Here is an 8,126-nt window from a genome sequence, read left to right as displayed (position 1 = left end):
CCTGCCCACCGCTCGGCGGCTCACTCCTCGGCCGCCCCTACTTGATCGCCCCTGCCGTCAGGCCGCTCTGCACCTGCCGCTGGAAGACGATGTACGCCGCCAGCACCGGCAGCATCGCTATCACCAGCCCGGCGAAGAGCCCCGACCAGTCGCCCTTGTAGCCCTGGCTGACGGCGAGCGCCACCAGCCCCTGCGGCAGCAGTTTCTTGTCCTCGTCGCCGACGTTGAGCACGGCCGGCAGCAGGTACTGGTTCCACTGGCCGAGGAAGTTGAAGATGCCGACGCTGATCAGGCCCGGCTTGGCCATCGGCAGCATGACCTGGAAGAACGTCCGGGTGTGGGACGCCCCGTCGATGATCGCCGCCTCGGCGACCGAGCTGGGGAGCGTGCGGAAGAAGCCGCTCATGAAGAAGATCGTGAACGGCAGCGAGTAGGCGATGTAGACCAGGATCAGCCCGGGATAGGTGTCCAGCAGCCCCATGTTCTTCATGACGAAGAACAGCGGCACCAGCGCCAGGATGATCGGGAAGCTCATTCCGCCCACGAACAGGAAGTAGATGAAGCGGTTGCCGGGGAACTCGAACCGCGCCAGGACGTAGGCGGCCATGGAGCCCAGCAGCATGGTGCCGGTGAGCGAACCGGCCACCACGATGATGGAGTTGAGGAAGTACTGGCTCATGTGGGCCTGGTCCCAGGCGCGGGACCAGTTGTCGAAGTGCAGGCTCGTCGGGAACGACCACGGCGAGGTGAAGATGGACTTGTCGTCCTTGAGGGAGCTCATCACCGCCCAGAGCAGCGGCAGGGTGACCATCAGCCCCCAGATGATCAGCGTCGCGTGCGAGAAGACGTTGAGGGTCTTGCCCTCGCTGCCGAGGCGCCCGCGCGGCGAGTCGACTCTGGCCGTGCCGCCCCGCTGCGGCGGCGCCCCGCCGTCGGACCCGCCGCCGGACCCGGTGTCCGGCCCCGCCGCCCCGACGCTCGTCTTCGTCGCGTTCGGGCGCCCCGAGGACTCTGCTTGCGCGCTCACTGCGCTCCCCCCACTTCCGCGGCTGCCGTGATCTCAACAGGTGCCCCGGCTCCCGCGCCCATCAGAACTCCAGCCGTTCGCGCCGGCCCAGCTTCATGACGATTCCCGCGAAGATCAGCGTGACGATGAGCAGCGCGACGCCGAGCGTGGTCGCGTATCCGGCCTGCCCGTCGCGGAACGCCTTCGTATAGAGGAAGAAGGACAGCAGCTCGGTGGAGTAGTCCGGGCCGCCCGGCCCCACCGTCATGATCTGTACGACCGCGAAGCCGTCCAGCGCCATGATCCCCATATAGACCCAGCCGGTCTGCACGGTGTCCCACAGCAGCGGCAGCGTGATCTTGAAGAAGCTCTGGATGCGGTTGGCGCCGTCCAGGAGCGCGGCCTCGTAGTAGTCCTTCGGAATGGAGCTCATTCCGGCGGAGAACAGCACCACGTAGAAGCCGACGTTGCTCCACACCATCACCGCCATCACACACCACAGCGCGAGCTTCGGATCGCCCAGCCATTCCGGCTGCACGGAGCCCAGACCGACGGCTTTGAGGAGGGAGTTGATGGCGCCGCTGTTGGGGTTGTAGGCGAATTGGAAGAGCAGGGCGACGATCGCGATCGAGAGCACCTGCGGAAAGAAGTAGATGATTTTGTAGACGCTCGAACCGCGTACGCCGGCGACCGCCGCGTTCTTCCGGCGGCGGCCGCCGACATTGAGCATGAAGGCGAAGAACAGACCGAGCCCGATGGTCACCAGCGGCAGCAGCAACAGCAGCAGGACGTTGTGGCCGACGGATGTCCAGAACACGTCGTCCTTGAACATGCGTTGGTAGTTGTCGAACCCGACCATCTTGAAGTCGGAGCTCAGGCCGGTCCAGTCCGTGAACGAGTAGTAGATGGCCTGGATGAACGGCGAGATGACGAAGACCCCGTACAGCACCAGGGGCACGAGCAGGAACCCCACGATGAAACGGTACTTACCGTGTTGCATGTCAACCGACCCCGATCTTCCCGTGCGGGCGCCGTCGTAGGTGTCGCAGGTGACGTGAATGGTGTAATGCCCGGCGAGCGCGCGCAGTTCACCTGGGCGGCACACGCCGGCCGCGCGCGTGGAAGCACGCGCCGCGGCGCACGCCGCTCATCTCACCGGTGCTTGTACTTCTTGACGGAGTCGTCGTTGCGGGTGTCGTCGGTGAACTTCTGGATCTTCTTGATCGTCTCGTCCGGGGTCATCCGGCCCGCCATCATCTCGCCCAGCGCGGAGACGCCGATCTTCTCCTTCTGGAGCGCCACGTACCAGTCCTGGAGCCGGGGGTTGACGATGTTCTTGCCGGCCTTGGCGGTCGCGGCCTGCGCGGACTTCAGCCCCGGCGGCAGGGACACGCCCTCGGTGCCGCCGTTGAGGGAGGTGAGCGAGGAGACCTGCTTGATGAAGTTCCGGGAGGACTGCTTGCCGAGCATGATCCGCAGCAGCTCCATGCCGCCCTGCGGGTTCTTCGCGGCCTTCGGCACGATGTACGGCTCGCTGCCCGACGCCCACAGCGTGCCGAACGGCAGCTTGTCGCTGCTGTCGAGACCGGAGGGCGCGCTGACCGTCATCTCGAAGTCCTTGGGCGTGGTCTTCTTAGACTCGTTCTCCACCCAGGAGCCGTTCGGGATGAACAGCGCCTTCCCCTCGTTCCACGCCGTCTGCGATTCGATGTGGGTGAGCCCGGCGGTTCCCTGAAGGATGTACCCCTTCTTGAACAGCTCGTAGTACGCCTCGAAGGCGGCCTTGACCGCCGGGTGCTTCCAGGCGTTCGGCTCCAGGTTGTCGATGTTGTCCAGCACCTCGACGCCGCCGATCTTGGCGATGAAGGGGTAGAGGCTGAACGGCAGGTAGTACGGATACTTGCCCGGGTACGTCCAGCCGGCGATGCCCTTCTTCTTCGCCTTCGCGCACAGGGCGAGCATGTCGTCCCAGGTCTCCGGGTACGTGGCGTCGAGCTTGCCGAGATTGGTCTTCGAGTACCAGACGCCGTACACGGTGTAGGCGTAATAGAGGACCCAGGTCTCGTCGCCGTCGAACTTGCCCATCTCGGCGACGCCGGGGCGCAGCGTGTCGCGCACGGTCTTGCCCGGGTCGTCGATGGACGGCGCGTCGAGCAGCGCGTTGAAGTCGGACAGCTGCCGCTTGCCGACGAGGGTGCCCATGTCCATCTGCTCGGCGCCGGAGTTGTCGATCAGGTCGGGCGGGGTGCCGCCGTTGAACCGGGGCTGGAGCGTGGTCTGGATCTTCTGCGTCGGCGTGTGCTTGACCGACGCCTTGGGGAACGCCTGCTTGTACAGCGCCTCGGCGTCCTTCGCGTACTGGTCGCCGAGCCCGCCGTCGAAGATGACGACGTCCAGGGGCGCGGAGTCGTTGACGGCGAGGGGGTTCTTCGCGGTCTTCTTGCCCTTGTCCGCCTTCTTCCCGTCGTCCCCGCTGTCGCCGCTCGCGCAGGCGCTGAGGACGCTGATGGAGGGGACGGAGATCAGGCCGATGGCCGCTGCTCGCTTGATCAGGTCTCGACGGCTGAATTCTGAGGTGGATCCCATGCTCAAGTCCTCGCTTTCCAACAGGACTCAGGCGGTAAGCCGGTCTCCCCTTGGAACTCGCCTTCGGCGAAGGGCCCGACACCGCGGGTCAGTCGAAGCAGGGTTGTGCTGGGTATGCCCGGAGGCCGGCGCTGTTCACACCAGGCGCGATGTTCCGTGCCCCTTCTGGAGGCCCCCCGGATCCGGAGCGGTGACGTACGACCTGTCCGGACGCCGACAGGTATAGTCCACTGCCCGTCGAATGAGCAAGATCGAATACAGCTTTGGTCAGCAGTCTTTCCCGAGTTGAGACCTCGGTGACATATTGCGCGGTCCGCGCCTTCCTCGGCCCCTACTCCGTTTGCCGCGGCGGGCCTACTCCATCTGCCGCCACCGGCCGGTATCCGCCCCGCGGAGACACCCGCCGCACTTACCGTCCCACTGTCGTGACCGCGACAAATTCCCCGCTCGGCGAGGCAACGGAGGGCGCCGAATCGGAAGCCGCGCACCCCGCCCCGCCCATCCCTCCAACGGCCCCGTCCCGTCGCGCCCCCTTGACACCTTTGGCCCCTCGCGTCCTACTTATCTCCGCGCGACTCAATTGACAACGTTGTCAAATGCGTTGAGAGGCACAGGATGCGACAGAGACGACGATGGCGGACGGTCAGCAGACCGGCCGCCCTGCTGGCGGCGGCCGCGCTCGTGGCGACGGCACAGGGCGTAGCGGTGGCGTTCCCCGGCCAACCCCAGAAAACCGGCAAGGAGTTCCACTCCTCATTCGAAACGGACGACCCTCGGCCCGACTGGCGCAATACGGTCGAGACCGGCCCGGACGGAAAGAAGAAGGCGTCCGGGGTGGACGGCGGCTACTCCTCCGGCATACCCGGCAGCGTGACCGAGAAGGTCACCGCCGTGCGCGCCAGCGGCGAGAACAGCGGGTCCGGTGAGGTCAAGGAGAATCTGCTGGACGGCGAGACCACCAGCAAATGGCTCACCTTCGAGAAGACCTCCTGGTTGGAATTCGACCTCTCCGAGCCCATCAAGGTCGTACGGTACGCGCTCACGTCCGCGAACGACGCGCCCGGCCGGGACCCGAAGGACTGGACGCTCAAGGGCTCCGACGACGGCAAGAACTGGACCGCGCTGGACGCCCGCAAGGACGAGTCCTTCGAAAAGCGGCAGCAGACCCGCGAGTTCGGCTTCAAGAATTCCACCGCCTACCGGCACTACCGGCTCGACATCACGCGCAACGGCGGCGACGACATCACCCAGCTCGCCGAGTTCCAGATCTCGAACGGCGACGACGCCCCGCCGCCGCCCGCGGACATGCGCACGTACGTGGACCGGGGCCCCACCGGCTCCCCCACCGCCAAGTCCAATGTCGGCTTCAGCGGCACGCACGCGCTGCGCTACGCGGGCACGCACAAGGCGACGGGACGCGCGTACTCGTACAACAAGGTCTTCGCCGTGCACACCAAGGTGACGCCGCGGACGAACCTGTCGTACAAGATCTTCCCGTCGATGCCGGAATACGACGCCAATTACCCCGCTACTCATGTGTCATTGGACCTCGCCTTCACCGACGGCACCTATCTCAGCGACCTGAACGCCGTCGACCAGCACGGCGCCCGGCTGACCCCGCAGGGCCAGGCGGCCTCCAAGACGCTGTACGCGAACCAGTGGAACAACAAGGAGTCGCGGATCGGCGCGGTGGCGGCGGGCAAGACGGTCGCCCGCGTCCTGATCGCGTACGACTCCCCGAGCGGCCCGGCGAAGTTCCGCGGCTGGGTGGACGACATCTCGATCGCGCCCGCGCCGCCGGAGAAGCGGCTCGCGCATCTCGCGGACTACGCGCTGACGACCCGCGGCACGAATTCGAGCGGCAGCTTCTCGCGCGGCAACAACTTCCCGGCGACCGCCGTCCCCAATGGCTTCAACTTCTGGACGCCGGTGACCAACGCGGGCTCCACCGACTGGCTCTACCAGTACGCGGCCGCGAACAACGCCGACAACCTCCCCACGATCCAGGCGTTCAGCGCGAGCCATGAGCCGAGCCCCTGGATGGGCGACCGGCAGACGTTCCAGGTCATGCCGTCCATCGCGGCCGGCATCCCGGACGCGAAGCGGACCGCCCGCGCGCTCCCCTTCCACCACGAGCGCGAGACGGCGAACCCGCACTACTACGGCGTCACCTTCGACAACGGCCTCAAGGCCGAGATCGCGCCCAGCGACCACGCCGCGATGATGCGCTTCACCTTCCCCGGCGACGACGCGAGCGTCATCCTCGACAACGTCAAGAACGAGGGCGGGCTGTCCCTCGACCCCGAGCACGGCGTGATCACCGGCTACTCGGACGTCAAGAGCGGCCTGTCCACGGGCGCCGGGCGGCTCTTCGTGTACGGCGTCTTCGACGCCCCGGTGACCGCGGGCGGAAAGCTGAAGGGCGGCGGGGGCGACGACGTCACCGGCTATATGCGCTTCAAGCCCGGCAAGGACCGCACCGTCACACTGCGCATCGCCACCTCGCTGATCGGCGTGGACCAGGCCAAGGCCAACCTCCAGCAGGAGATCCCGGCCTCGGCCTCCTTCTCCTCGGTCACCGGCAAGGCCCGCGCCGCGTGGGACTCCATCCTCGGCCGCATCGAGGTCGAGGGCGCCTCCCACGACCAGCTCACCACGCTCTACTCCAACCTCTACCGGCTGTACCTGTATCCCAACTCGGCCTCCGAGAACGCCGGTTCGGCGCACCGCCCCCGGTACCAGTACGCCAGCGCCTTCTCGAAGCCGACGGGCGAGAACACCCCGACGCACACCGGCGCGAAGATCGTGAACGGCCAGGTGTACGTCAACAACGGCTTCTGGGACACCTATCGCACCACCTGGCCCGCCTATTCCCTGCTGACCCCGAAGCGCGCGGGCCAGATGGTCGACGGCTTCGTACAGCAGTACAAGGACGGCGGCTGGATCTCCCGCTGGTCCTCCCCCGGCTACGCCGACCTGATGACCGGCACCAGCTCGGACGTGGCCTTCGCCGACGCGTACCAGAAGGGCGTGCGTTTCGACGCCGAGGCCGCGTACGAGGCCGCGCTGAAGAACGCGACGGTCGCCCCGCCGAACAAGGGGGTCGGCCGCAAGGGCATGGACACCTCGGTCTTCCTCGGTTATACGAGCACCAAGACCGGCGAGGGCATGTCCTGGGCGCTGGAGGGCTATCTCAACGACTTCGGGCTCGCGAAGATGGGCCGGGCGCTCTACGCCAAGACCCACAAGGCCCGGTACAAGGAGGAGTCCGCGTACTTCCTCAACCGCGCGCAGAACTACGTCAAGCTCTTCGATCCGAAGATCGGTTTCTTCCAGGGCAAGGACGGAGACGGCAACTGGCGGCTCTCCCCGGACACGTACGACCCGCGCGTCTGGGGCCACGACTACACCGAGACCAACGGCTGGAACTTCGCCTTCACCGCGCCGCAGGACACCAAGGGCCTGGCGAACCTCTACGGCGGCCGGGATGGTCTGGCGAAGAAGCTCGACACGTTCTTCTCGACGCCGGAGACCGCCTCCCCGGACTTCGCGGGCTCCTACAACGGCATCATCCACGAGATGACCGAGGCGCGTGACGTGCGCATGGGCATGTACGGGCACAGCAACCAGCCCTCGCACCACATCGCCTACATGTACGACGCGGCAGGCCAGCCGTGGAAGACCCAGGCCAAGGTGCGCGAGGCGACCTCCCGGCTGTACCTCGGCAGCGAGATCGGCCAGGGCTATCCGGGCGACGAGGACAACGGCGAGATGTCGGCCTGGTACGTCTTCAGCTCGCTCGGCTTCTATCCGCTGGTGATGGGCAGCCCCGAGTACGCGGTGGGGTCCCCGCTCTTCACCAAGGCCACCGTGCACCTGGAGAACGGCCGGGACCTCGTCGTGAAGGCCCCGCACAACAGCGCCCGGAATGTCTACGTCCAGGGGCTGAAGGTCGATGGCAAGCGCTGGAACTCCACCGCGCTCCCCCACTCGCTGCTCGCGCGCGGCGGGACGCTGGAGTTCGCGATGGGCGACCGGCCCTCGTCCTGGGGCAGCGGCAAGGACGCCGGGCCCACGTCCATCACCAAGGGCGACAAGCCGCCGACGCCGATGGAGGACGCGACCACCCCGAAGACGGAGGTCGTGCTCACCGGCGGCGGCGACGGCTCACACCTGGTCGACAACACCTCGGCCACGGACGCGACGTTCACCGCGGCCGAGGTGCGGCCGGGGCGCGCGACGCGGGCGGTGCAGTACACGCTGACCTCCGCGGCGCACGACGCGGCGCCGTCCGGCTGGGCGCTCCAGGGTTCCAACGACGGAAGGAAGTGGCGGCAGTTGGACCGGCGCGCGCATGAATCGTTCCCGTGGGACCGGCAGACGCGCACATTCGCGGTCCGGGCCCCCGGCTCGTACACGCATTACCGGCTGGTGCCGACGGAGAAGGCGACGCTCGCCCAGATCGAGCTGTTGAAGTAGCTGGATCGACTGGTCGGCGATACGGCGGCATGGTGGGCGCGAATTCGCACCCACC

General features: G+C 66.9%; 4 protein-coding genes. 1 reads left to right on the top strand and 3 read right to left on the bottom strand.

What is annotated here, in order from left to right; genetic code table 11:
* Window positions 1-37 precede the first annotated feature (37 nt).
* The 3 genes from ACFU99_RS24365 to ngcE all read right to left on the bottom strand — a co-directional run bounded on the left by ACFU99_RS24365 (window position 38) and on the right by ngcE (window position 3,592).
* Window positions 38-1,027 (bottom strand): carbohydrate ABC transporter permease, encoded by a 990-nt coding sequence (locus ACFU99_RS24365; RefSeq protein ID WP_384395328.1) that lies wholly within the window; start codon window positions 1,025-1,027, stop codon window positions 38-40.
* A 61-nt stretch (window positions 1,028-1,088) separates the two neighbouring features.
* On the bottom strand, window positions 1,089-2,006 hold the full coding sequence (locus ACFU99_RS24360; RefSeq protein ID WP_384395326.1) for a carbohydrate ABC transporter permease: 918 nt from the start codon (window positions 2,004-2,006) through the stop codon (window positions 1,089-1,091).
* 152 nt (window positions 2,007-2,158) lie between these two features.
* Complete coding sequence (gene ngcE / locus ACFU99_RS24355) at window positions 2,159-3,592, bottom strand: N-acetylglucosamine/diacetylchitobiose ABC transporter substrate-binding protein (protein WP_384395324.1); 1,434 nt, start codon at window positions 3,590-3,592, stop codon at window positions 2,159-2,161.
* 615 nt (window positions 3,593-4,207) lie between these two features.
* On the opposite strand from ngcE, the gene ACFU99_RS24350 reads away from it, so the two are divergent.
* Window positions 4,208-8,071 (top strand): GH92 family glycosyl hydrolase, encoded by a 3,864-nt coding sequence (locus tag ACFU99_RS24350; RefSeq protein ID WP_384395322.1) that lies wholly within the window; start codon window positions 4,208-4,210, stop codon window positions 8,069-8,071.
* The last annotated feature ends 55 nt before the right edge of the window (window positions 8,072-8,126 follow it).

The organism is Streptomyces sp. NPDC057654 (assembly GCF_042800135.1).
Classification (GTDB): domain Bacteria; phylum Actinomycetota; class Actinomycetes; order Streptomycetales; family Streptomycetaceae; genus Streptomyces.
Note: the sequence above shows the minus strand (reverse complement) of the source record. Positions and strands in the feature narration are given on the sequence as shown.